Source organism: Streptomyces sp. RB17 (assembly GCF_009604455.1).
Lineage (GTDB): Bacteria > Actinomycetota > Actinomycetes > Streptomycetales > Streptomycetaceae > Streptomyces.
This window is the reverse complement of record NZ_WEGL01000004.1, coordinates 1-23,242: the sequence shown is the minus strand read 5'-3', so window position 1 is coordinate 23,242 and position 23,242 is coordinate 1. Positions and strand designations below refer to the sequence as shown.

The 23,242-nt window shown below is 72.6% G+C and carries 14 protein-coding genes; 7 read left to right on the top strand and 7 right to left on the bottom strand.

The features are described 5' to 3' along the window. Positions 1–7 precede the first annotated feature (7 nt). On the top strand, positions 8–1,036 hold the full coding sequence (locus SRB17_RS17960) for a M23 family metallopeptidase (protein ID WP_323375841.1): 1,029 nt from the start codon (positions 8–10) through the stop codon (positions 1,034–1,036). 70 nt (positions 1,037–1,106) lie between these two features. Beyond that, positions 1,107–2,051, top strand: a complete 945-nt coding sequence (locus SRB17_RS17955; RefSeq protein WP_153539982.1) for an aldo/keto reductase — start codon at positions 1,107–1,109, stop codon at positions 2,049–2,051. A gap of 108 nt (positions 2,052–2,159) precedes the next feature. Here the strand turns inward: SRB17_RS17955 and SRB17_RS17950 are convergent, their stop codons facing one another. The 4 genes from SRB17_RS17950 to SRB17_RS17935 all read right to left on the bottom strand — a co-directional run bounded on the left by SRB17_RS17950 (position 2,160) and on the right by SRB17_RS17935 (position 7,163). Then, the gene (locus tag SRB17_RS17950; RefSeq protein ID WP_323375839.1) at positions 2,160–3,524 is read right to left on the bottom strand and encodes a PrsW family intramembrane metalloprotease; all 1,365 of its coding nucleotides are present in this window, start codon (positions 3,522–3,524) and stop codon (positions 2,160–2,162) included. Between the two features lie 42 nt (positions 3,525–3,566). Beyond that, positions 3,567–4,391 carry a tRNA (guanosine(46)-N7)-methyltransferase TrmB gene (gene trmB / locus SRB17_RS17945; protein ID WP_323375837.1) on the bottom strand — a complete coding sequence of 275 codons (825 nt, stop codon included), beginning with the start codon at positions 4,389–4,391 and terminating at the stop codon, positions 3,567–3,569. Positions 4,392–4,447: 56 nt separating this feature from the next. Then, on the bottom strand, positions 4,448–5,665 hold the full coding sequence (gene lhgO, locus SRB17_RS17940) for an L-2-hydroxyglutarate oxidase (RefSeq protein ID WP_323375836.1): 1,218 nt from the start codon (positions 5,663–5,665) through the stop codon (positions 4,448–4,450). A gap of 73 nt (positions 5,666–5,738) precedes the next feature. Next, positions 5,739–7,163: an MFS transporter gene (locus tag SRB17_RS17935; protein ID WP_153539980.1), complete on the bottom strand. Its 1,425-nt coding sequence runs from the start codon at positions 7,161–7,163 to the stop codon at positions 5,739–5,741. Between the two features lie 667 nt (positions 7,164–7,830). On the opposite strand from SRB17_RS17935, the gene SRB17_RS17930 reads away from it, so the two are divergent. Then, positions 7,831–9,906 carry an asparagine synthase-related protein gene (locus SRB17_RS17930; protein WP_153539978.1) on the top strand — a complete coding sequence of 692 codons (2,076 nt, stop codon included), beginning with the start codon at positions 7,831–7,833 and terminating at the stop codon, positions 9,904–9,906. Between the two features lie 330 nt (positions 9,907–10,236). After that, a complete protein-coding gene (locus tag SRB17_RS46370; RefSeq protein ID WP_323375835.1) occupies positions 10,237–14,139 on the top strand; it encodes a BTAD domain-containing putative transcriptional regulator in 3,903 nt (1,300 codons plus the stop codon). Between the two features lie 52 nt (positions 14,140–14,191). On the opposite strand, the gene SRB17_RS17915 is transcribed toward SRB17_RS46370, so the two are convergent. Then, positions 14,192–16,069: a sigma-70 family RNA polymerase sigma factor gene (locus SRB17_RS17915; RefSeq protein ID WP_153539976.1), complete on the bottom strand. Its 1,878-nt coding sequence runs from the start codon at positions 16,067–16,069 to the stop codon at positions 14,192–14,194. Between the two features lie 261 nt (positions 16,070–16,330). Further along, positions 16,331–17,101, bottom strand: a complete 771-nt coding sequence (locus tag SRB17_RS17910) for a TetR/AcrR family transcriptional regulator (protein ID WP_153539974.1) — start codon at positions 17,099–17,101, stop codon at positions 16,331–16,333. Between the two features lie 376 nt (positions 17,102–17,477). Between SRB17_RS17910 and SRB17_RS17905 the strand changes: the two genes are divergently transcribed. Then, complete coding sequence (locus tag SRB17_RS17905) at positions 17,478–18,857, top strand: NAD(P)/FAD-dependent oxidoreductase (protein ID WP_153539972.1); 1,380 nt, start codon at positions 17,478–17,480, stop codon at positions 18,855–18,857. A gap of 131 nt (positions 18,858–18,988) precedes the next feature. After that, a complete protein-coding gene (locus tag SRB17_RS17900; RefSeq protein WP_323375834.1) occupies positions 18,989–20,635 on the top strand; it encodes an ATP-binding SpoIIE family protein phosphatase in 1,647 nt (548 codons plus the stop codon). Positions 20,636–20,764: 129 nt separating this feature from the next. Here the strand turns inward: SRB17_RS17900 and SRB17_RS17895 are convergent, their stop codons facing one another. Next, complete coding sequence (locus tag SRB17_RS17895; protein ID WP_323375832.1) at positions 20,765–22,048, bottom strand: MFS transporter; 1,284 nt, start codon at positions 22,046–22,048, stop codon at positions 20,765–20,767. A 110-nt stretch (positions 22,049–22,158) separates the two neighbouring features. Here SRB17_RS17895 and SRB17_RS17890 point away from each other — a divergent pair, with 110 nt between their 5' ends. Beyond that, on the top strand, positions 22,159–22,710 hold the full coding sequence (locus SRB17_RS17890) for a MarR family winged helix-turn-helix transcriptional regulator (protein ID WP_153539970.1): 552 nt from the start codon (positions 22,159–22,161) through the stop codon (positions 22,708–22,710). The last annotated feature ends 532 nt before the right edge of the window (positions 22,711–23,242 follow it).

Sequence of the window (23,242 nt, the reverse complement as noted above, 5' to 3'; positions counted from 1 at the left end):
CGCCCGAGTGGCGTCCAACCGGCCCGCCCCAGAAGCCCCGTTCATGCCCGCGCAAGCCCAGCCGGAGACCTTCGGCTACGGCGCCTACCGCGCCGAGGAGGGGCCCTGGGAGGAGTGGAACCCCACCGAGGACTCCGTCGCTCCCAACCGTGGCCGGCACCGCGTCGCCAAACAGCGCGGCGGCTTCGCGCGCAGCTCCACCGTCCTCGGCGTCGGCGTGATCGCCGCGGTCGGCGCGGGCGGCATGGCCAGCGCCAACACCGGCAAGCCGCCGGTCTCCATATCCCTGCCGGACCTGGACTCCGTCGAGCACATCTTCGGCGGCGGCTCCCCCGCCACGCACCAGGCCACCGCCGGCGGGCTCAGCAAGGTCGGCGCGACCACCGAAAGCGCCGACAGCGGCAACGCCGGCGAGGCCCTGCGCAACCGGATCATGGCCCAGGCCGAGCAGCAGAAGGGCCAGGCGAGCAGCAAGGCCACCGCCGCCGCGATCGCCGCGGCCGACCAGCAGACCGCCGACGCGGCCGCCAAGGCGGAGAAGGAGGCCGCCGCCAAGGCCGCCGCCGCCAAGGAGAAGGCGGAGGCCGACGCCAAGAAGGCCGCCGAGGCCAAGCGGCTGGCCGAGCTGGCCAAGGAATACACGCTGCCGGTCGCGTCGTACACGATCACCGGCACCTTCGGGCAGCCCGGCGCGATGTGGTCCTCCGGCTACCACACCGGCCTCGACTTCGCCGCCCCCACCGGCACCCTCATCAAGGCCGTCCACAGCGGCACGGTCACCCAGGCCGGCTGGGCCGGCGCCTACGGCTACCGCACCGTCATCACCCTGGACGACGGCACCGAGCTGTGGTTCTGCCACCAGTCCTCGATCAACGTCTCCGTCGGCCAGAAGGTCTCCACCGGCCAGGTCATCGGCCGGGTCGGCGCCACCGGCAACGTCACCGGCCCGCACCTGCACCTGGAGGTCCACCCGAACGGCCAGGCCACCGCCGTCGACCCGGCGCCGTGGCTGCGCGAGAAGGGCCTCAACCCCTGACGCCTCCGTTCGGGCGACATTGACGTCGGCGGTGGAATGCGATCATCCACCGCCGGCGTTGTCGTTGAGCATGACTTCTCTGCGCAGACTCGGTTCCTCCGACCTCGAGGTCTTCCCGCTCTGCCTCGGCGGCAACGTCTTCGGCTGGACCGCCGACGAGGAGACCTCCTTCGCCGTCCTGGACGCCTACACGGCCGCCGGCGGCAACTTCATCGACACCGCCGACTCCTACACGGCGTGGATCGAGGGCCACAAGGGCGGCGAGTCCGAGACGGTCATCGGCAAGTGGGTCAAGGCCCGCGGCAACCGTGACCGCGTCGTCATCGCCACCAAGGTCAGCCAGCACCCCGAGTTCCAGGGCCTGTCCGCCGCCAACATCAAGGCCGCCGCCGACGCCTCCCTGCGCCGCCTGGACACCGACTACATCGATCTCTACTACACCCACTTCGACAAGCCCGAGGTCCCGGTCGAGGAGATCATCGGCGCGCTGGACGAGCTGGTGCAGGCGGGCAAGGTCCGGCACATCGCCGCCTCCAACATCAGCCCCGAGCGCCTGAAGGCCTCGCTCGACTTCTCCGACCGCGAGGGCCTGGCCCGCTATGTCGCCCTCCAGCCCCACTACAACCTCGTCTCCCGTGACACCTACGAGGGTCCCCTGCAGGAGCTGACCGCCAAGGAGGGCCTCGCCGCGGTCCCGTACTTCTCCCTCGCCGCGGGCTTCCTGACCGGCAAGTACCGCCCCGGCACCACGGTCGACAGTGCCCGCGCGGGCCGGGCCCAGGGATACGCGGAGTCCGAGCGCGGCCAGAAGGTCCTGACGGCCCTGGACGAGATCGCCGCCGCGCACGACGCCCCCGTCGCCACGGTCGCCCTCGCCTGGCTCGCGGCGCAGCCGACGATCACGGCCCCGATCGCCTCGGCCCGCACGGTGGAACAGCTGCCGGCCCTGCTGGGTGTGGCGGACCTGAGCCTGACGGAGGCGGAGGCGGCGAAGCTGACGGCGGCGTCCGCGTAGCCTTTCCTGCCGCGTGGCTCTGACTGCCGCAGAATTCCTTTCCGCCGCGACGGCGGTCAGCCACAACGGCGCAATCCGGCGGTGCCGAACTCGCCGCAACCCGGCCGGCTACGACCGATACGGGTTGTACGCGGAATACGGCACCGCCGGATACCCGTACGCCGGCCCGGACGCCGTAGGCATCTGCGTCGCCGGATAGCCGTAACCCGGCCAGTACGCCGCAGGCACCGGCGCCGCGTACACCGGCCGAACCGGCGGAGCCACTCGCGCCGCGTACTCCAACGCCGGCCGGGCCAGTTCCCTCCGCTGCCACAGCTCGTCCAGCAGCTCCCGCTCCCGTACGACGAAGTCGGCCCCGGCCTTCCCGCTGCGCCCCCGGTGCCGCAGAAAGGCGAGCGAGGTCGCGGACGCCTCGTACTGCGCCACCGCCCGCGCCGCCGGCCGGCCACCGTGGTGCCGGGCGTAGTCACGGGCCGTCCGCCGCGCCCGCATCGATCCGAGCGCGAGCGGCTCGGCCGGCCCCAGCCACCCGGCCAGCACATACGCCGGCAGCTCCTCCCGCACGGTCCGCAGCTCCCGTTGCCGCGTCCAGATGGCGAGCCAGGTCAGCAGCCCGAACACGGGCATCATGAATCCGCCGTACACGGCGAAGAAGCCGAACTCGCCGAAGGTGGAGGAGCCGTTCCAGAAGGCGTGCATGCTCATCGCGAGCAGCAGACCGCAGACCGGCAGCAGCATCCGCCGGCCACGCTGCCGCGGGGCGGACAGCGCGGCGATGCCGAAGCCGAGGCCGGTCAGGGTGGTGAACAGAGGGTGCGCGAACGGGGACATCACGATGCGCACGAAGAAGGTCGCGGCGGTGACGGAGGCGATGCCGCGACCGCCGCTGAGCTGGTCGGTCCCGAAGGCCGTACCCAGGTAGAGGATGTTCTCGGTGAACGCGAACCCGGTGGCGGTGATGCCCGCGATCACCACCCCGTCGACGATCCCGGTGAAGTCACGTCTGCGGAAGAGAAAGACGAGCAGGACGGCGGCGGCCTTGGCGGACTCCTCCACGATGGGCGCTATCACGGTGGCGCCCAGAGTGTCGGCACTGGCCGGATCCGCGGTGGCGGTGGCTATCCACTTGGTCGCGAAGCTGTTGGCGACGATGGCTATCAGCGCCGCCGCGCACGCTCCCCAGGCGAAGGCGAAGACCAGGTTCCGCCAGGGGCCCGGCGCCACCCGGTCCAGCCACCGGAAGGCGGCTATCAGCCACGGCACGGGCAGCACGGCGAGGCCGAGCCCGACGAGGAACCCCTCGTTACCGGTCTGTCTGCGCACCAGCGCGAGGATGACGAGACCGGACAGCGCGAGCAGGGTGATCAGTGCTCCGTACCGCACCCACCTGCGCTGCCACCAGTGCGGATGGCGGAGCAGCACGGGGCCGTGCGGGCCCGGCGGATACGTCGGAAACGGAGGACTGGTGGCCACGGCATCGACCCTAACGGTGACGGGACGAGGGGCTGGAGCGTTTTACCGGCCCTGATGCGGTACGCGCCGGAAGAGCAGATCGTTCACCACATGTCCCTTGTCCAGTCCCTGCCCCTCGAAACGGGTCAGCGGCCGGAAGTCGGGGCGCGTGGCGAAACCGCCGTCCGTCTGCGTGTTCTCGAAGTCGGGATGAGCGGTGAGCACCTCGAGCATCTGCTCGGCGTACGGCTCCCAGTCGGTCGCGCAGTGCACGAGCGCACCGGGCCTCAGCCGGGTCGCGGCGAGCGTCAGGAACTCGGGCTGGATGAGCCGCCGCTTGTGGTGCCGCTTCTTGGGCCAGGGGTCCGGGAAGTACACCCGCAGCCCGTCGAGCGAGTCGGGGCGGAGCATCTCCCGGAGCAGGATGATCGCGTCCCCGTTGCCCACCCGGACGTTGGACAGCCCGCTGCGGTCGGCGAGAGCCAGCAGATTGCCCTGTCCGGGGGTATGCACGTCGACGGCGAGGATGTTGGTGTCCGGGTCGGCGGCGGCCATCTGCGCGGTGGCCTCGCCCATCCCGAAGCCGATCTCCAGGACCACGGGCCTGTCGTTCCCGAACAGCTCGCCGAGGTCGATGACCCGCTGCCCGTCGATGTCCAGTCCCCACGTGGGCCACAGCCGCTGCAGCGCGTCCGCCTGCCCGGCGGTCACCCGGCTGCGCCGCGGCTGAAAACTCCGGATCCGCCGCTCGAAGTGCGAACCGGCCGGATCGGCCTTGGGCCCGTCCGGAAACCGCGGCTCCCCCTTGGCCCGGGTGTGCCGGACGGACTCGCCGGGGCTGTGGGGGGTCGGCGAGGGGGCTTCGGGGGCGTTGAGGAAATCAGACACAGTGCTTCCGATTTTACGGTGCCCCACGAGGGTGCCCTCTTGGCCGACCGAGACGACTACAGGGACCCGAGCATGGACAACACCCGCCGCCCGACTTCCCGCCCGATCGGCAGCGAAGCGGTAGCCGCGGGCGAGGGTGCGTTCAGCACATGCACAGCCCGCGCCCCCTCCCTGATCAGGAAGTCGTCCACGAGCGTCCCGTCCCGCAACACCGCCTGCGCCCGCACCCCGGCAGGGGCCGGCACCAGGTCGTCCGCCTCCACCCCGGGCAACAACCTCCGCACCGCCTGCAGGAACGCCCCCTTCGACAGCGAGCGGTGCAGCTCCCCCGCGCCGTATCTCCAATGCCGCCGGGCGATCGCCCACGACCCCGGCCATGTCACGGTCCCGGCCAGCTCCCGGGGTCGTACGACTCCCCAGCCGTACCCCTCACGGGCCAGGGCCGGCACCGCGTTGGGGCCGATGTGCACGCCTCCGTCGATGCCCCGGGTCAGATGGATCCCGAGGAAGGGGAAGGCCGGGTCCGGCACCGGATACACCAGCCCACGCACCAGCTCGGGGCGCGCCAGCTCGTAGTACTCCCCGCGGAACGGCACGATCCGCACCTCGGGCTCGTCCCCGGTCAGTCGCGCGATCTCGTCGCAGTACAGCCCGGCGCAGTTCACCAGCACGCGCGCGCGTACGACGTCCCCGCCCGAGGTGAGGACGGCCACGCCCCGCTCGGGGCGCCGGTCGACCCGTACGACCCGGGCGCCGTACCGGATCTCGGCCCCGGAGGCCTGTGCCAGCTGCCGGGCGACGCCGACGAAGTCGCACACCCCCGTCGTACCGACGTGTATCGCCGCCAGTCCCCGCACCTCGGGTTCGTACTCACCGATCTGCGCGGTTCCCAGCTCCCGCACCGGAATGCCGTTCTCGCGCCCCCTCTGCACCAGCGCGTGCAGCCGGGGCAGCTCCTCCCGCTCTGTGGCGACGATCAGCTTGCCGGTGACGGCGTGCGCGATGCCGTACTCGGCGCAGAATTTGACCATCTCGGCAGCGCCCCGCACCGCGTACCGCGCCTTGAGCGAGCCCGGCCGGTAGTAGATCCCGCTGTGGATGACCCCGCTGTTGCGCCCCGTCTGGTGCCGGGCCGGACCCGGCTCCTTCTCCAGCACGGTGACCGCCGTACCCGGCGCGGACCGGGTGATCGCATACGCCGTGGACAGCCCGACGATCCCCCCACCGACCACGAGCACATCACAGTCGTACGCCCCGACCGGCACCTGCACCACCTCCCACCTCGATAGTGCACTGCGCCACTGACAACGCCTTCAAACGCGGGTGTGACGGTTCTCGGGCCGGCGCTCAGGCGGGAGCCATCAGCAGCGGGCGGGCCCGCTCCCGCAGCTCCACCACCCTCGGCTCGTCGCCGTACGGCTCCAGCCGGTGCAGCAGATCCCGCACGTACTCGGTCGTGCGCGCCGACGAGATCCGCCCGGCCACCTCCACGGCCCGCACGCCCTGCTCGCAGGCGGCGTCGAGGTTCCCGGACTCCAGCTCGGCGACGGCCGAGACGACCAGCCGCAGCCCGTGCGACCGTACGAACTCCTCCGTCGGCTTGGACAAGGCCTGTTCCGTGAACCTCCGCACCTGTCGCGGGGCCTTCAGATCGCGGTAGCACTCGGCCGCATCCGCAGCGAAACGGTCATATCCATAGAAACCAAGCCATGAAGGATCGTTGTCGCCCTCCCGGGACCGCTCCAGCCATCCCTCGGCCGCCTTCAGTGCCGCACCCGCCGCCTGCGCATCCCCCGCACGCGCGTGTGCCCGCGCCTCCACCAGCCGGAAGAAACTCATCGTGCGCGCGGTCGCCAGCCCGCGGTTGCGCTCCAGCGCGGCCTGCGCCAGATCGACCCCCTCGTCGCCGAAGCCGCGGTAGGTCGCCTGCAGCGACATGGAGGCCAGGACGTAGCCCCCCAGCGGGACGTCCGCAGCCGCGCGCGCGAGGCGCAGCGCCTGGATGTAGTACCGCTGTGCCGCCTCCTGCTGGCCGGTGTCAAAGGCCATCCACCCGGCGAGCCGGGTGAGTTCGGCGGACGCCCCGAAGAGCGCGCGGCCCACTTCGTCGGAGTAGGCGCCGAGCAGCAGCGGCGCCGCCTCCACCCGCAGGCATTCCGGCACCATCGACGAACGCCAGTCCCCGCCCCCGTACTTGGAGTCCCACCGCCGGGCGTCCTCGGCGGCCTCCCGCAGCTTCTGCACATCGCTGTGGCCGACTTTGATCGGTGCGCCTGAGCCGTCGGCGGAGCCGGCCTCCCGTGCGACCGAGCTGTCGGCGGGGGTTATCAGCCAGCGCGAGGCGGGCGTTGCGTATGCGCTCACTGCGAACGAGCCGGCGAGCGACTGCCAGATGCCGCCGGAGCCGGCCCGGCGCCCGGCGAGGTCGAGACGGTACAGCTCCGTCGCCGACTTCACCGCCTGTCCGACGTCTCTGGGGAAGGCGAGGCCCACTTCGGGCGCGGGATCTGCGTCCGCCAGGCCGATCTCGTGGAGCGGTACCGGGCGGCCGAGCTTCTGGGCGATGGCGGCCGCGATGAGGTGCGGTGCCGCGCCCTGCGGCACCATCCCCTTCGACACCCAGCGCGCCACCGAGGTCTTGTCGTAGCGAAGAGTCAACCCGCGCTGCGCACCAAGATCGTTGACGCGCCGGGCGAGTCCTGCGTTGCTGATTCCCGCGAGGGCGAGAACGGCGCCGAGCTTTTCGTTCGGCCCGCGTTGCTCCCTGGACATGCGCCACCCCTCGACACAGACGGCTGCCGCGCTGGCATAACCACGCGGCATTCGTAAACCCAGCGTAGTTCGCCGCATCCCAAGCGTTAAGGGGCATTGTTCCGGATGGCGGGATTGTGGTCCGTACGGAAGTACGGTCCAGTACGCACCGTGCACGGCCTGTCGCCGCGTGCCCCCGCGCGTGTGGCCGTGCGCCCGTCCGTGCGCTCTTCTCCGGCCACCGGGGGAGCGGTTCCATGGCTCTTGCGTGGGTCGGCCCGCTGTACTGGATCCAGTGGGCTGGGGGACACCGCCACCTTCATCCCCGCGGGTGGCGGACCGGTCCGGGAGGCGATGCCCGCCTCCCGGACTGTGCGCGTGTCCGCGCCGCCGCGCGCTCCGCAGGCCTGTACGGAGCGTGCTCATCTCCCGTTCCGTTCAGCATATTTGGCTGAAAATCGCTCCCGCCTGTCGCGCTTGAGATGTGCTCCGACCATGCAACTTGAGGGCGCGAAGGGCGTTTTGAGGGAGCGTACTGGGGGCGCATTCGAGTCGCACCGCCCGCATGCCCGCCGGGCATTCCCTCGATCGAAGGCGGTGCCGCCGACCTTCGACAACGCGCCTCTCATGGCAGCATGGGGATCCGGTTCGTACGGTGCACTGTTGTCCACAGCCTGTGGAGGCGTCGATGCGGTGGTTGGTGGGTTGGAGCAGCACCGCCGCGGGCATCGCCGGTATCGGCTCCGCGGGCGCCACCGGCTACGACGGCGAGACCCTGCACCCGGTCGGCTCCCAGCTCCTGTGGGGCGACCCTGATCCGCTGTGGGCCGTCGGCGACTGGCGCCCGGACGAGGTGCGCGTGGTGAAGGCCGACGCGGACAACCGCATCGCCGTCCTCGGTATCTGCGGCGCCTCCGACGAGGAGCTGCGGCGCGGCCTGTTCACCGCGCGCGGGGGCGCACTGCGCCATCTGACGGCCTGGCCGGGCAGCTACACGGCCGTCGTGAAGGTCGGCCGCCGCATCACCGTCTGCGGCGACCTCGCGGGCGCCCGCCCGGTGTTCCACACCCCCTGGGCCGGCGGCACCGCCTACGCCACCGCCGCGCTGCCCCTCGCCGACCTCATCGAGGCCAACCTCGACTTCGGCCACCTGGCCGCCCTGCTCGCCGCCCCGGACGTACCGGCCGCGCTGCGCGACACCACCCCGTACGAGGGGGTACGGCGCATCCCGCCGGGGCACGCGCTCGTGCTGCGCGCGGGAGCGCGCGAGATCGCCGGGTACGAGCCGGTCGCCTCCCTCGCCGTGGCCGCGGCCCCGGCCGACCCCGACCGGGCCGTGGACGCCGTACGGGACGCGCTGGTGGAGGCGGTACGCGCGCGTCTGTCGGCGCCGCGGCACGTGCCCGACCTCGACCCCGGGCCGGTGCCCGGCATGGGACCCGCCGAGCGGCGGGCCCGGCGCGGGATGCCCGTGCCCGGCATCGGCGCCGACCTCTCCGGCGGCCCCGCCTCCGGCACCCTCGCGCTGCTGGCCGCCGGGCTGCCCGGCAGACCCGGCACGCTCCTCGGCCACGGCACGGGCGCGGGCGAGCGGCTCCTCGCCGTCACCTTCAACGACCTGGCCGTGGGCGGCCGCGAGGCCGAACTGGAACGCGCCGGCACCCTGGCAGCCAACCCGCGCCTGCACCACGTCGTCGTCACCGGCGCCGAGGAGACCCTGCCGTACGCCGATCTGGACGGCCCGCTGACCGACGAGCCGGGCCCCTCCCTGGTACTGGCCGCCCGGCACCGCGCCCGGCTGGGCGCCGGCAGCGCCGACCACTTCACCGGCCACGGCGCCCGCCAGGTCCTGGACGCCCACCCCGCCCGCCTCGCCGACCTCCTGATGGACCGCAAACGGCGCCATCTGGTGCGCCCGGTCGCCGCGCTCGCCAAGGCCGACGGCTCGGTGATGGTCCCCGCGCGCGTGTACGGCGCCGCCCGCCGGCTCGCCCGCACGCCCTACCGGGCCGGCCTGGAGGTGCTGGCCGAGCGGCTGATGCGGCGCCACTTCGACGAGCCCGGGGGAGCGGTCGGCGCGTCCCTCGCTGCGCTGACCTGGGCAAGACCCGGGCCGGCGGCGCGCTGGCTGACGGGGGAGGCCCTGGCCGAAGTATCGGTTCTGCTGCAGGCGGAGGCGGACCGCTCGGCAACCGGCGTGCAGCGTCCCGGCGAGTACCGCGCGCGTGCCGCCCTCGCCCGCCACGCCGCCGACCTGCGCGTCCTGGAACAGGCCGCCGAGATCCGCTCCCAGCGCCTGCACACGCCGTTCCTCGACAACCAGGTCGTGCGCGCCTGCCGCGCCCTGCCGGAGGCGCTCCGCGTCCAGCCGGGCGCCCGTTCCTCGATCCTCCGTACGGTCCTGGAGGGCGCCGGCGTCACCGACCTCCCGCCCGGCTGGGGCGCCCCGTCCCACGCCTCCTCGGCGGCGGCCGCACGCGCGGGCCTGCGCGTGGCGGCAGACCCCCTCCAGGACCTCTTCGCCAGCCCCCTCCTGGCCGACGCCGGCCTGGTGGAGGCCCGCGTCGTCCGCAAGGCGCTCCGCGCGGGGGCCGCCGGGGAATCCCTGCCCCTGGACGGCCTGGCCGACCTGATCTCCCTGGAACTCTGGCTCCGCCGCCTGTTGTCCCGCCGGGGGACGTGCTGGACGGGGACACCGGCACGGGCGCGTGCGGTGCCCTCCGGGATTCAGCCGCGCCGGGACGCTTTGGCTTCCGGTGCGTGAAGGGTGGGGGTGCTGTCCCTGCCCTGCTGGGGGCTGCCGCCCCCAGGCCCCCGCTGGGGTGGTTCCCGCCGTGCGCCGCTGCGGCTGCGTCGTGGCCGCTCGCGCGGTTTCCCGCCCCCTTACGGGGCGCTCATCGCCGTCGTCGCCTGCGAGCCGTCGTCCTGCCGTCGTCGCTGCGGGCAGTCGTGCCGCTGGGTCGGCACGGGTGGGCGCAGCGGCACTTCTCAGCCAGCAGCGCCCGGTCTTGCCCAGCCGCAGCACCGGGTGCTGAGGGAGCCTCGCCGGTGAAACCCCGTCGCCCCCGCCCCGCGCCCCCGCGACAATGACCAGGTGCGGTACAGAATCCTGGGCGTAGCCCAAGCAGCGGACGACCAGGGCGCCCCCGTACCCATCGGTGGTCGGCGCCTCCGCGCACTCCTCACCGCCCTGGCCCGCCGCCCGGGCCGCACCGCCACCCCCGAAACCCTCATCGACGAGATATGGGCCGACGACCACCCGAGCGACGCCCCCGCCGCCCTCCAGGCCCTCGTCGGCCGCCTCCGCCGCACCCTCGGCCACCACACCATCGCCTCCGCCCCGGGCGGATACCGCCTGGAGGCGACCGAGGACGACGTGGACCTGTACGTCTTCGAACGCCTCGTCGACACCGGCACCAAGGCCCTCACCACCGGCGACCCGGCCACCGCCCACCGCGCCCTCACCGAGGCCCTCGCCCTCTGGCACGGCCCCGCCGTCGCCGACCTCCCCGACCGCACCGCCGCCACCCGCCCGGAGGCCCGGCGCCTGGAGGCCTCCCGCGCCCGTGCCGCCGCCGCCCTCGACCTCGGCCGCGCCCCGGACGTCGTACCGGAGCTGACCGAACTCACCACGGCGCACCCGCTGGACGAGGCCCTGCACACCCTGCTCATCCGCGCCCTGCGCGACACCGGCCGCCCCGCCGACGCCCTCGCCGCGTACGAGTCCGCCCGCCGCACCCTCGCCGACACCCTCGGCACCGACCCGGGCCCGGAACTCAGAGCCCTGCACGTGTCGTTGCTCAGGCAGCGGGAACCGGAGCCGCCGAGGGTTTCCGAGCCGTCCCCGACCCCGGTCCAGCCTCCAGAACGCACCGGAAATCTCCGCCCCCGCCTGACGTCCTTCGTCGGGCGGGAACCAGAACTCGAAGCCATTCGTTCCGACTTGCACAGGGCCCGCCTGGTCACGCTTACCGGACCGGGCGGCTCGGGGAAGACCCGCCTCGCCGAGGAAGCCGCCGCAGGACTGCCGCAGGCATGGCTGGTCGAGCTGGCCCCGCTCGACCATCCGGAGGCGGTGCCCGGCGCGGTGGTCAGCGCGCTCGGTCTGCGCGAGACCGTGCTGCTGACCAACGAGCTGGCGACCCCGCAGGCCGGCCCCGTCGCCCTGCTGATCGAGTACTGCGCCCCGCGCAGCCAACTCCTGATCCTTGACAACTGCGAACATGTCATCGGCGCGGCCGCCGTCCTCGCCGAGACCCTCCTCACCCACTGCCCGGGGCTCACGATCCTCGCGACCAGCCGTGAACCCCTCGGCGTCCCCGGTGAGTCGGTGCGGCCGGTCGAGCCCCTCGTCCCGGAGCAGGCGCACCGCCTGTTCGCCGAGCGCGCGAAGGCCGTCCGTCCCGACGCCGACGCGGTGCTCGCCGACACCGGGGCCGTGGCCGAGATCTGCCGCCGGCTGGACGGGCTGCCGCTCGCCATCGAGCTCGCCGCGGCCCGGCTCAGGCTCCTGACCGCGCGGCAGATCGCCGACCGGCTCGACGACCGCTTCCGCCTGCTCACCTCCGGAAGCCGTACGGTCCTGCCCCGCCAGCAGACCCTGCGCGCGGTCGTCGACTGGTCCTGGGACCTGCTGGACGAGCGCGAGCGCACGGTGCTGTGCGAGGTGTCGGTGTTCGCCGGCGGCTGGGACCTCGCGGCGGCCGAGGCCGTGTGCACCGGCCCGGCGGCCGACCTGGTCGGCGCCCTCGTCGACAAGTCCCTGGTCGTCGCGGCTCCGGACGCCTCCGGCCGTGGCATGCGCTACCGCATGCTGGAGACCATCCACGAGTACGCCACCGAGCGCGCGGCCGAGGTCCCCGGACTGCGCGCCACGGCCGAGCGCCGGCATCGTGCGTGGGTGCGGGCGCTGGTCGAGGAGGCCGAGCCGCGCCTGCGGTCGGCGGACCAACTGCCCTGGATCTTCCGCCTGGAGACCGAGCTGGACAACATCCGTGCGGCCCTGGACCGCTCCGTGCACGCCGGCGACGAGCCGGAGGCGGGCGCGATCGTCCTCGCCATCGGCTGGTTCTGGTGGCTACGCAACCACCGCCAGGAAGCGGTCACCTGGGTCCGCCTGGTCCTACGCCTGGGCGTGGCCCTGGACACCCTGTCGACGTCCGGCCCCCTGGCAACCTCTGGCCTCCTGGCCACCTCCGACACTTCGGCCACCTCCGACACCTCGGCGACCCCCGGCAGTCAGCCGGCCCCGGCGACACCGGAGGGCCCGGCCGCCGCCCCGGATCCCTCGGCGGCCCGGGATTCCTCGGCGGATCCGGATACTTTGACGGCCCCGCATGGGGCCTCGCACGCCTCGGTAACTGCGGATCCCTCGGTGGCCCGGGATCCTTCGGAGGCTCCGGATACCTTGACGGCCCCGCCTGCCCCTGCGGCCCCTCATGCCTCGGCAGCTGCGGATCCCTCGGCAGCTGCGGATCCCTCGGTGGCCCGGGATCCCTTGGCTCCCCCGGCTCCCCAGAGGTCCTCGGCTCCGCCGCCCTCCGCGCCCCCGAATCGCTCGGCATCTTCGGAACCCCAGGTGTCCCCGGCATCCCATGTGCACCCAGCGTCTCAGACACCCTCGACGCCCCAAGCACCCCCGGCATCTCAAGCACACCCGGCATCCCAAGCACCCCCAGCGTCCCCGTCGCTCCAGGCACGCCCGGCGTCATCGGCGCCCCCAGCCTTCCCCCAACCCCCGACGACTCCGCCCGCCTCCGGTGCCGCCGACGAGCTGATGTCGCTGGTGGAGGCGGCCGACCCCGTCGGCGCCTTTGTCGCCGTGCCCGACGGTGAGGCCGGGCATCCGTTGCGGGAGCTGCGGATGGATCTGCGGATGCTCGATCTGTTCCTGACCTCCGAATCGAGCACCGAGCACCTCGCGGCCGACCCGCGCGCCCCGGAGTACATCGCGCGCGTGCGTGCCGCCTATGAGCGTGGTGGTCCCCAGGCCGCCCGGCTCCCGGGCATCGTGTGGCCGCTGACCTCCTACTACCTGGGCGGCCCGGCGGACATCGGCCCGGACATGGCCATGGCCGTGGCCAACTGCCGGGCCTATGGCGGTGACTGGGAGATCGGCGTCTCCCTGATGTTCCGCACCCATGTGATCGTCGACTCCCCGGGCAACCTGCGAGGCGTGGACGAGGACCTGGCCGAGCTGCGGACGCTCAGCCGGCGTGTCGGGGACCGCTGGATTCGGGCCCAGGTGTGCAGCGCGGCCGGCGAGGCGGCCATGGCCCGCGGCAGGTTTCCAGAGGCGCGCGGCGAGTACGAGGAGGCACTGCGCCTCGCGTACGAGGTGGGGGCCTACGCCGAGTCGCCGTTCCTGCTGGCCCGGCTCGCCGAGATCTCCTACCGCTCCGGCGACCCGAAGACCGCGCTGGCCGCCCTGGACGAGGCGGGTGCGGCCGCCGACCGGTACGCGGTGCCGGAGTCGCGTGCCTTCGTGCGGCTGCTGCTCGCCCACATCGCCCTGCACGACGGGCAGACCGCCCGTGCCCGCGAGCTGTACGAGGAGACCCGCGCGGTGGCCCGAGGCGGCACCCCGCCACCGCAGTTCGAGGCGGCCCTGCGCAGCATCGAGGCACTCCTCGCCGCCGACGAGTCGGGCCCCGCCTACGGGCTGCCGATCATCGCCGAGGCCCTGCGCCATGCCGTGGTCCAGCGGTGCGCCGAGTCGATCACGGCGGGGCTGGTGGACGTAGCGGCCGGTCTGCGGGCCCGGTGCGGCGATCTGGGCGGCGCTGTGCGGCTGTTCGCCGCCGCGGACCACTGGCGCGACGGCAACCCGCGTCCCGAGCCGGAATGCAGCGAGGCCGACCGGGTGCAGGCCGACGCCCGCACTGACCTGCCGCCCGAGCGGTACGCGGCCGAGCGCTCCCGGGGCGCGTCCCTCGGCGTGGCCGAGGTGCTGCGGGAACTCGGTGCCGCGGAGACGGCCGTCGAGCACGGCCGGTGACACTGCCGACTCCCCCCGGCCTACCGTCCTCCAGGCGTACCGTCCCTCCGGCCTACCGGCAGGTGAACCGGGACTCCGCCCAGTCCGCGAGCGCCGCCTGGTCGAAGACGTTGCTGTGCGGCCGTACGACGAGCCGTACGGTCCTGCGCCCGGTGAGGTCCACATGGACCGGCACGGCATGGTCGCGTCCCTTGACCATCGCGGACTGCCACAGCCGGACCCCGTCGGCCCAGACGGAGAAGGACACCTTGCCGAGGCCGAGCGTCATGTCGTCCACGCCTGCCAGTGCGTCGTAGGAGCTGCACTGCCGGTTGAGGGCGATGGTGACGGACGATTCGCCGTGCACGGTCACCCCGCGCGCGTACTGCTTGCCGCCGATCGACATGCCGTGGCGCTGCCACACCCAGCTGCTCTCGCCGAGCTGGATCTCGGGCTTGGTGCCGTCGCCGTCGACGTCGTAACTGAGGTCGCTCAGTTCGTAGAGGGTGGGCGCAGGCGGCGGAGTGGGCCTCGGTGTCGGCTTGGGGGTCGGTGTCGGCGCGGGGGTCGGCGTCGGGGTGGGCTGGGGAGTCGGCGTGGGCGTCGGTTTCGGAGTGGTGGGCGTGGGGGTGGGCGTCGGCTCGGGCGCGAGCACCACCGGCTCCGGCGAGGGCTTCTTCCTCGACGGGGTCGGCTTCGGCGCCGGGGGCTGCACGACCGGCGCGGACGGCGACGGCTTGGCGACTTCCCTGGCCGGCGGACGGCTGTCGTTCACGAGGGCCAGAGCCACCGCGGCGGCGGCCACCGCGACCACACCGGCCGCGATCCCCGCCTTCACCGGCGCCCCGAGCCCCTCCGAGGCCGCGGCACTGCCCGTACCGCCGGCCCCGCCCGACGACGACCCGGTGGCCGCCGCGGCGGCACCGGCCGCCCCGGCCCCGGCGCCGCCGGCGATGATGCCGAGCGCCTTGGCGTACCCGGCGGCCCCGAACCAGCCGATGACCGCGACCGGCACGACACCGGGGATACTGCTGGCGACCTCTTCGATCTGCGCGGCCGCCAGCCGGCACTTGGCGCACTCCTCCAGGTGCTTGCGCAGGCCCCGTTCGGCGCGGATGCGCAGTTTGCGGCGGGCGTACGTGCCGAGCTGGTCGGCGTAGCGGGCGCACTCCTCGTCACCGACGAGGGAGGCGCTGACGTGGGCCTGGAGGTAGGCCTGCTTCAGCCCCTCGCGGGCGCGGCTCGCCAGCACCCGGGTGCCGTTGGCGTCCAGCCCGAACAGCACGGCCACTTCGCTCGGGGACTCGTCCTCCACCTCGGTGTGCCACAGCACGGCCTGCCAGCGCTCGGGCAGCGAGCGGAAGGCCTGCATGGCCATGGACTGCTCGGCCTCGTGCAGCGCGCGCACATCGGCGCCGAGGTCCAGTGTGTCGTCATCGGATGCCTCGGAGGCGCGCGAGACCTGCTGGGCGAAGACGGCGAAGTCGTCCACGAGCTGCTCGCGCCGGGCGGACTTGGTCCAGTGCGCGGCGACACGCCGCACGGAGGTCAGCAGATAGGCCCGTACGGCGTGCTCGGGCCCCGATCCGCCGCGCACCGCCTGCAGCATCCGGGCGAAGACCTCGGCCGTCAGGTCGTCGGCGGTGTGCCCGTCCCGGCAGCAGGAGCGCGCATACCGCCGTACGGAGTCCGCGTGCCGCCGATAGAGCTCCTCGTACGCGGAGTCGTCCCCGCCGCGCATCCGCTGGATCAGCTCGCCGTCGTCGAGCGGCGTCGCCCGGGGCGGCGGCAGCACGCTGCCCTCACGCTGGGCCGGCACGCTCTTCTCGCTCCGCCCGCCGGCGGACTCCGGACGCCCACCCTGGTGCGGCACCTGGGGCGGGGTCCGGCCGGCGGCAGCCTCCGCGCCCGCGTCGTCACCGCGAGACTCGTCCCACCCGTCAACGCCCATCGCGGAAAGCCCCCGACACCGCCCCAGCCCAACCCGTCACCGGCTCAGGGTGCCACATTGCCTTTTGGCCAAGGCCCCCATGTTCACGGCATCCACTCATCCGAGGGCCGCTGTCGGTACAGAGGTACGGCCATCACCCGAACGAGTGAGCCGCACTCTCCCAGGGGCGCGGGGCTGTGTCAGACATGGGGCTCCGCCGCGTGGCCACGACAAGCCACGACGGACCCGCAGCCCGACGACTACGGGTCCACCCATCCCCGCCTACGCGGGACGCGACCGCAGCCCCTCCAGCAGAATGTCCAGCAACCGCGCCGACGCCGCCGCCTGCTGCGCAGCATCCGGCAGGGACGGTGCCGCCGTGGCGATCACCAGCAGTACGTCCCCCACGGACACGTCCGCCCTCAGCTCACCGGCCGTCCGAGCCCGCTCCACCAGCTGCCCGACCACATCGAGCAGCGCCCCGACCCCGCTGTCCTCCGAGGCCGCGGACTCCCCGGGCACCAGCCGAAGCTCCCCGCTCGCCGGCTGCACCCGCTGCTGCGGCACCCGAGCCTCTTCGGCCGAGCCCACGGAACCACCCGACTCGGCCGAACCGGCGGAGCCGACGCGCAGGACCTGCGGCGGCAGCAGCCGCCCCGCCCCCGACGCCACGGACGTCCGCAGGAACCGGGACAGCGCCGACCACGGCTCGTCCTCCTGCCCGAGCGCGGCCCGCGCCTGCTCGGTCAGCCGTGCGGTCTCCTCCTCGGCTATCCGCCGGACCAGCACGTCCTTGCTGGGAAAGCGCCGGTACACCGTGCCGACACCCACCCGGGCCCGCCGGGCCACGTCCTCCATCGGCGCGCCGTACCCCAGCTCGCCGAAGACCTCACGCGCCGCACGCAGCACGTGCTCCAGGTTGCGCTGTGCGTCCACCCGCAGCGGGGCCGTACGCGCTGCGTCCGCGCGTCCGTTGCCCATCGCCGCGCTCATCGTCCCGCCACCCGGTGCGACGGCGGCTGCAGATGACCAATGCGTGTCCTGAACATGCATGTGTTTCCCCCGGTAATGACGTCTCCCCCCGGAGACTCCCCGCCTGTGATCCGAAGTGCGTGGAACTGATGCCGTTCTCGACCGGTTCCGCCTGTCGCGGCACTGGTTCGACCACATTCCCTACACCCCGTTGACACACGAACATAGTTGAGAGGGAGTCAATTCAGAAGGGGCAGGTTCCGCACAGTGCGCCCCCCGATCGGAGTACGGGTCTCGTACGTCCCGTTTCCTCACTTTCACGGCCCCTGGCCCGACCGCGCTGACCTGCCCCCTTTCGTCCCGCCCCGACACCGTGCCCGGTCCCGCTCACACCCGGCCGCCGGTCACACAAATTGCCGGGGCTGTGGACAAACACCAGCGCCGGGTGCGTCATGGGATGGTGAAGGAACGTGCGCGCATTCTGGTTGTCGGCGGCGGCTACGTCGGGATGTACACGGCACTGCGTCTGCAGCGGAAGCTGAAGGGCGAGCTCAGGCGGGGTGACGTCGACATCACCGTCGTCACTCCGGACCCCTATATGACGTACCAGCCGTTCCTTCCCGAAGCGGCCGCCGGTTCGATCTCGCCCCGCCATGTCGTCGTACCGCTGCGCCGGGTCCTGGACCACTGCCATGTCGTCGTCGGCGAGGTCACCTCCATCGACCACGCGGTGCGCACCGCCGCGGTCCGCACGCTCGCCACCGCCGAGGAGGGAAAACCGGCCGAACTCCTCGATTACGACGAGCTCGTGCTGGCCCCCGGCTCCATCTCCCGCACGCTGCCCATCCCCGGCCTCGCCGAGTACGGCATCGGCTTCAAGACCGTCGAAGAGGCCATCGGACTGCGCAACCACGTCATCGAGCAGATGGACATCGCCTCCTCCACCCGCGACCCCGCGATCCGCGACGCCGCCCTCACCTTCGTCTTCGTCGGCGGCGGCTACGCGGGCGTGGAGGCGCTCGCCGAGCTGGAGGACATGGCCCGCTACGCAGCGCGCTACTACCACAACGTCCGCCCCGAGGACATGCGGTGGATCCTCGTGGAGGCCTCCGACCGCATCCTCCCCGAGGTCGGCGAGGAAATGGGCCGCTACACCGTCACCCAGCTGCGCCGCCGCAACATCCAGGTGCTCCTCGAAACCCGCCTGGACTCCTGCGCCGACCGCGTCGCCGTCCTCAGCGACGGCCAGCGCTTCCCGACCCGTACGGTCGTGTGGACGGCCGGCGTCAAGCCGAGCCCCCTGCTCGCCGCCACCGACCTGCCGCTCACCGGGCGCGGCCGGCTGAAATGCACCGCCCAGCTCACCGTCGACGGCACGGAACACGCCTGGGCGGCCGGAGACGCGGCAGCCGTACCCGACGTCACCGCCGCCGAACCCGGCACCGAGACCGCCCCCAACGCCCAGCACGCCGTCCGCCAGGCCAGGACCCTCGGCGACAACATCGCCCACGCACTGCGCGGCGAGCCCCTGGAGACGTACGCCCACAGGTACGCCGGCTCGGTCGCCTCCCTCGGCCTGCACAAGGGCGTCGCCCAGGTCTACGGGCGCAAGCTGAAGGGCTACCCTGCCTGGTTCATGCACCGCGTCTACCACCTCAGCAGGGTGCCCACCTTCAACCGAAAAGCCCGTGTCCTGGCGGAATGGACCCTCGCCGGGCTCTTCAAGAGGGAGATCGTCTCGCTCGGTTCGCTCGAACATCCGCGAGCGGAGTTCGAACTCGCTGCCGGTGGAAAGCCTCCTCACAGCCCCTCGGGCGACCCGAAGGGGTCGTCCTGACCGGACCCAGGAACTCCCCGGCCCGCCCAGGCGTCTGACGGATGTCGCCGCGGCTCGCCCCTGCCAGACTGCCCCATGTCCTCGGACGGGCCACCCGCCCGCCCTTAAGCACCCACGAGGCTTCTTCCCAAGTGAACTTCACGCGCTGGAGCGCCCGGCTCCCCGGAACGCAGCGCCGCGCCGCCGCGCGGACCGAGACCCCGGTCTCCCCGGACCGGCGGGGGGAAGGCTGCGTGCCCGCGGCCCGCGCCGGACAGCCGGCCGACGGCACAGCCCCGGTGCCCGCCGTCGACGAACTGCCCGCGCGCGACGTCCTCGATCGCGTCCCGGCCCTGGTCGCCCTGGTGCACGGCCCCGACCACCGCATCGCCTACGTCAACGACGCCTACGCGGCGGCCTTCGGCGTACGACCGGCGGGCGCGCCCGCGCGCGAAGCGCTCCCGGAACTGGCCGAACTGGGCCTGCTCCCGCTCCTCGACCAGGTGCTGCGCAGCGGCAAGCCCCGCACCCTGAAGTCCCGCAAGGCCGTGGACGGCCGCTCGTACACCTTCACCTGCACCCCGGTCGACGAGGACGGCGACCGCGACGGCGGCGTGCTCGTCTTCGCCACCGACGTCACCGACCACGCCGAGGCGGCGGAACGGCTGCGCGCCAGCGAGCGCCGCCAGCGCGAGACGGCGGTGACCCTCCAGCGCTCCCTGCTCCCGCAGGAACTGGAACAGCCCGACGACCTGCGCATCGCCGCCACCTACCAGCCCGGCGGCACGGAGGCCGCGGTCGGCGGCGACTGGTACGACGTGATCACCCTCGGCGGCGGCCGCACGGCCCTGGTGATCGGCGACGTCATGGGCCGGGGCGTGCGAGCGGCGGCGGTCATGGGCCAACTGCGTACGGCCGTCCGCGCCTACGCCCGCCTGGACCTCCCCCCGCACGAGGTGCTCCAGCTGCTGGACGGCCTGGCCACCGAGATCGACGCCAACCAGATCGCCACCTGCGTCTACGCCGTCCACGACCCGAACGAGGGCAGGCTGGTCTACGCCTCGGCAGGCCACCTTCCGATCCTGGTCCGCGACGAGAACGGCACGGTCTCCCGCGCCGAAGAGCCCACCGGCCCGCCGCTCGGCACCGGTGGCTGGATCCACTCCTCCGGCTCCATCGCCCTCGGCCCGGGCTCCACGGCCGTCCTCTACACGGACGGCCTGGTCGAACGCCGCGACGAGGACCTGGACGAGGGCATCGCGGCCCTCGAGGGCGCCCTCGCCGGCGCCACGGGCAGCCCGCAGGTCGTCTGCGACCGCCTGGTCCGCTCGGCCGGCGTCACCGCCGACCACGACGACGACGTGGCCGTCCTCGTCCTTCAGCACCCCGCCCGTACGGGCCCCGACGGCGACCTCTTCCGCAACGCGGCCCTGGAACTCCTCGGGGGCGTGGAGGCGGCCCCGCGCGCCCGAGCGTTCGCCTCCGGCGTGCTGACGAGCTGGCGCTTCCCGGCCGAGCTGCACGACCTCGGTGTCCTCGCCGCGAGCGAGCTGGTCGCCAACTCCCTCCAGCACGGCACCCCGCCCATGCGCCTGCGGCTCCGCCGCACCGACCGCCGCCTGATCGTCGAGGTGACGGACGGCGACGACCACCTCCCGCGCCGCCGCCGCGCGGAACCAGGGGACGAGTCGGGCCGGGGCATCGCCATCGTGGCGACCATCGCCTCCCACTGGGGCTGCCGCCGCACGCCTGGCGGCGGCAAGGCGGTGTGGTGCGAGTTCGTCCTGCCGAAGAGCTAGGCGCCGCGGGGGCGGCTCGCCGTTGCCGGGTGCGGGTGCGCGGTGGGTTGCTCGCGCAGTTCCCGGCACCCTGCCAGCGCCGGAAAGCGGCCCAACCCCCGGCCAGCACCCGCACCGGGCGCCGCACGACTACGCGGCCAGGGACTCCGCCGGCGCCCCACCGCGGGCGACCACCCGGGTCCCGCGCGCCAGCCAAGGCCGGTCCTGCACTGGGGTGAGCCGCTTACCCAGCCGCAGCGCCAGCACGCTGATCCCCAACGAGAACACCAGGAAGGTCGCGACGTACAGCCCGTGCAACTCGGCACCCAGAGGCCCCCCCACCGCCGGGCCGACGGCCAACGCCAACTGCTTGACCAGCGCGAACGCAGAGTTGTACTGCCCGGCCAGCCCCTCGGGAGCAAGGTCGGCGACCAGCGGAGCAACCGTCGGCGACAGCATCGCCTCGCCCAACCCGAACAGTGCGTACGTCGACACGAACGCGGCCGTCGCCATTTCCCGGCTGCCGTGCCCCAGCCCCGCATACCCGGCGGTCAGCCAGGCCACGGCCCAGATCAGACCGACACCGGCGATGACCCGGGACCGCCGCCGGCGCTCCACGAACTTCAGCACCGCGAACTGGGCGACCACGATCATCAGCGTGTTCGCGGCCAGGGCCGTCCCCAACGCGGAGGTGGATATCCCGGCGGCCTCGACGCCGTACGCGCTCAGCCCGGACTCGAACTGGCCATAACAGGCGAAGAACAGCACGAAGCCCAGCACGCACAGCTGCACCATCGCCCGGTTCCCGAGCAGCCGCTTCCAGCCGGCCTTCGCCGACTGGGCCGGGGCGTCCTCGATCCGTGGCGAGTGCGGCATCCGCACGGTCGCCATCACCGCGACCAGCAGCAGGAACATCGCCGCCTCGATCGCGAACAGCAGGGTGAACGACGACACGCGCGTGGTGTCCACGAGGTGACCGCCGATGAGGCCCCCTGTACCGAGCCCAAGGTTCTGCAGGAAGAACTGCATCGCGAACGCACGCGACCGCGTGTCGGCCGTGGAGCAGTCCACGATCATCGTCGCCAGCGCGGGCTGCATCACGGCCTGCCCGGCACCGAGCGCCGCGGCCGACAGCAGTACGGCGGCGGCACTGCCCGCCAGCCCCAGGCTCAGCGCACCGACAGCGGCCATGACCAGGGCGGCGAGCAGGACCGGCAGCGGGCCGCGCCGCACGATCGCCCTGCCGGCGAACGGCAGCACGATCAGCGCGGCCACGGCGAAGACGGCGAGCACGAGTCCCGCCGTCATGGCTCCCAGGCCCCTCACCTGCGCCACATAGACGTACAGGTACGGGACGGTGAAGCCGAGCCCGAACGCGCTGAGTGCGTTGCCCACGTGGATCCGGCGCATCGCTGCGCCCATCGCCCTGGTCACGTTCACCTCTCTCACTAGTTAGACCTGAAGACTTCAAAGCTAAAGTTCGAAGCTAAAGACTACACATGGAAGGACTTCAACGCAAAGCGCCTGCGTGCGATACTGCGGCCATGGCCGACACCGCCCCCGACGTCACAGAGCCGACGCTCGAAGAGCAGATCGCCGCCTACCAGCGCGAGTTCCAGGACCTGGATCCACAGGTAGAGAAGATCGTGTCGGCGCTGTCCCGGCTCAACCGCCGCATGAACGTCGCCTACGGCCGCCAGACCTCAGGCCTCGGCATCAGCAACGCCGAGTGGGAGGTGCTCAAAGCGCTGGTTCTCTCCGGTGCCCCCTATCGCATGGGCCCCAGCGACCTCGCCAAGCGGCTCGGCCTCACGCCGGCCGCGATGACCCACCGGATCGACCGCATGGTCGCCGAAGGACTCGTCACCCGGGAGCGCGACGAGTCCAACCGAGTCCGGGTGATCGTCGAGCTGACCCCCGAGGGTCGTGAGAAGTGGCTGGAGGCGATGCGCCTGGCGACCGTCTTCGAGGAGGACCTGCTCCAGGACCTCACGCCGACCGAGCGCGCGGTGCTCGGCGAGGTTCTGACCAGGCTCCTGCGCAGGGTGGAGCACGCCCAGCCGGACGCCGGCGGCCGACTCAGCGACTTGGACTGAGGCAGCCGTAAAAGATCTTGACAGGGGAGTGTTGACACGCCCCTGAGCGATCCGTAAAGTTCTCCGGGTTGCCACGGAGCCGTAACGGTTCCTCGGTAGCACCTCAGCCGCTTCGAGCGGCACCCCTCACACCTGCAGCACGATCTCCCGGACGGGTTGTTTTCGGCGTGCCCGAATTCAATTCGAATGGAAGCCCGGCGGCCCGATTGGGAATCGCCGAGCGGATCCGCTAAGGTTTGAGACGTCGGAACGGCCCAACGGCCCGGAAGACAAGCCCCCCTGACTGGGAGTCAGACGCCGAAAGGATCTGATAGAGTCGGAACCGCCGGAAAGGAAACCGCGAGAAACACGCGGAAACCTGGAAAGCACCGAGGAAATCGGATCGAGAGAAGATCTGATAGAGTCGGAAACACCGAAGGGAAGCGCCCGGAGGAAAGCCCGAGAGGGTGAGTACGAAGGAAGCGACCGTTCCTTGAGAACTCAACAGCGTGCCAAAAGTCAACGCCAGATATGTTGATACCCCGTCTTCGGT

Excerpts from the sequence above, each read along its gene's own strand:
- SRB17_RS17955 (WP_153539982.1), top strand. The coding sequence starts at position 1,107 with ATGACTTCTCTGCGCAGACTCGGTTCCTCCGACCTCGAGGTCTTCCCG.
- SRB17_RS17915 (WP_153539976.1), bottom strand. The coding sequence starts at position 16,069 with ATGGGCGTTGACGGGTGGGACGAGTCTCGCGGTGACGACGCGGGCGCG.
- SRB17_RS17935 (WP_153539980.1), bottom strand. The coding sequence starts at position 7,163 with ATGTCCAGGGAGCAACGCGGGCCGAACGAAAAGCTCGGCGCCGTTCTC.
- SRB17_RS17910 (WP_153539974.1), bottom strand. The coding sequence starts at position 17,101 with ATGCATGTTCAGGACACGCATTGGTCATCTGCAGCCGCCGTCGCACCG.
- SRB17_RS17890 (WP_153539970.1), top strand. The coding sequence starts at position 22,159 with ATGGCCGACACCGCCCCCGACGTCACAGAGCCGACGCTCGAAGAGCAG.
- SRB17_RS17930 (WP_153539978.1), top strand. The coding sequence starts at position 7,831 with ATGCGGTGGTTGGTGGGTTGGAGCAGCACCGCCGCGGGCATCGCCGGT.
- SRB17_RS17905 (WP_153539972.1), top strand. The coding sequence starts at position 17,478 with ATGGTGAAGGAACGTGCGCGCATTCTGGTTGTCGGCGGCGGCTACGTC.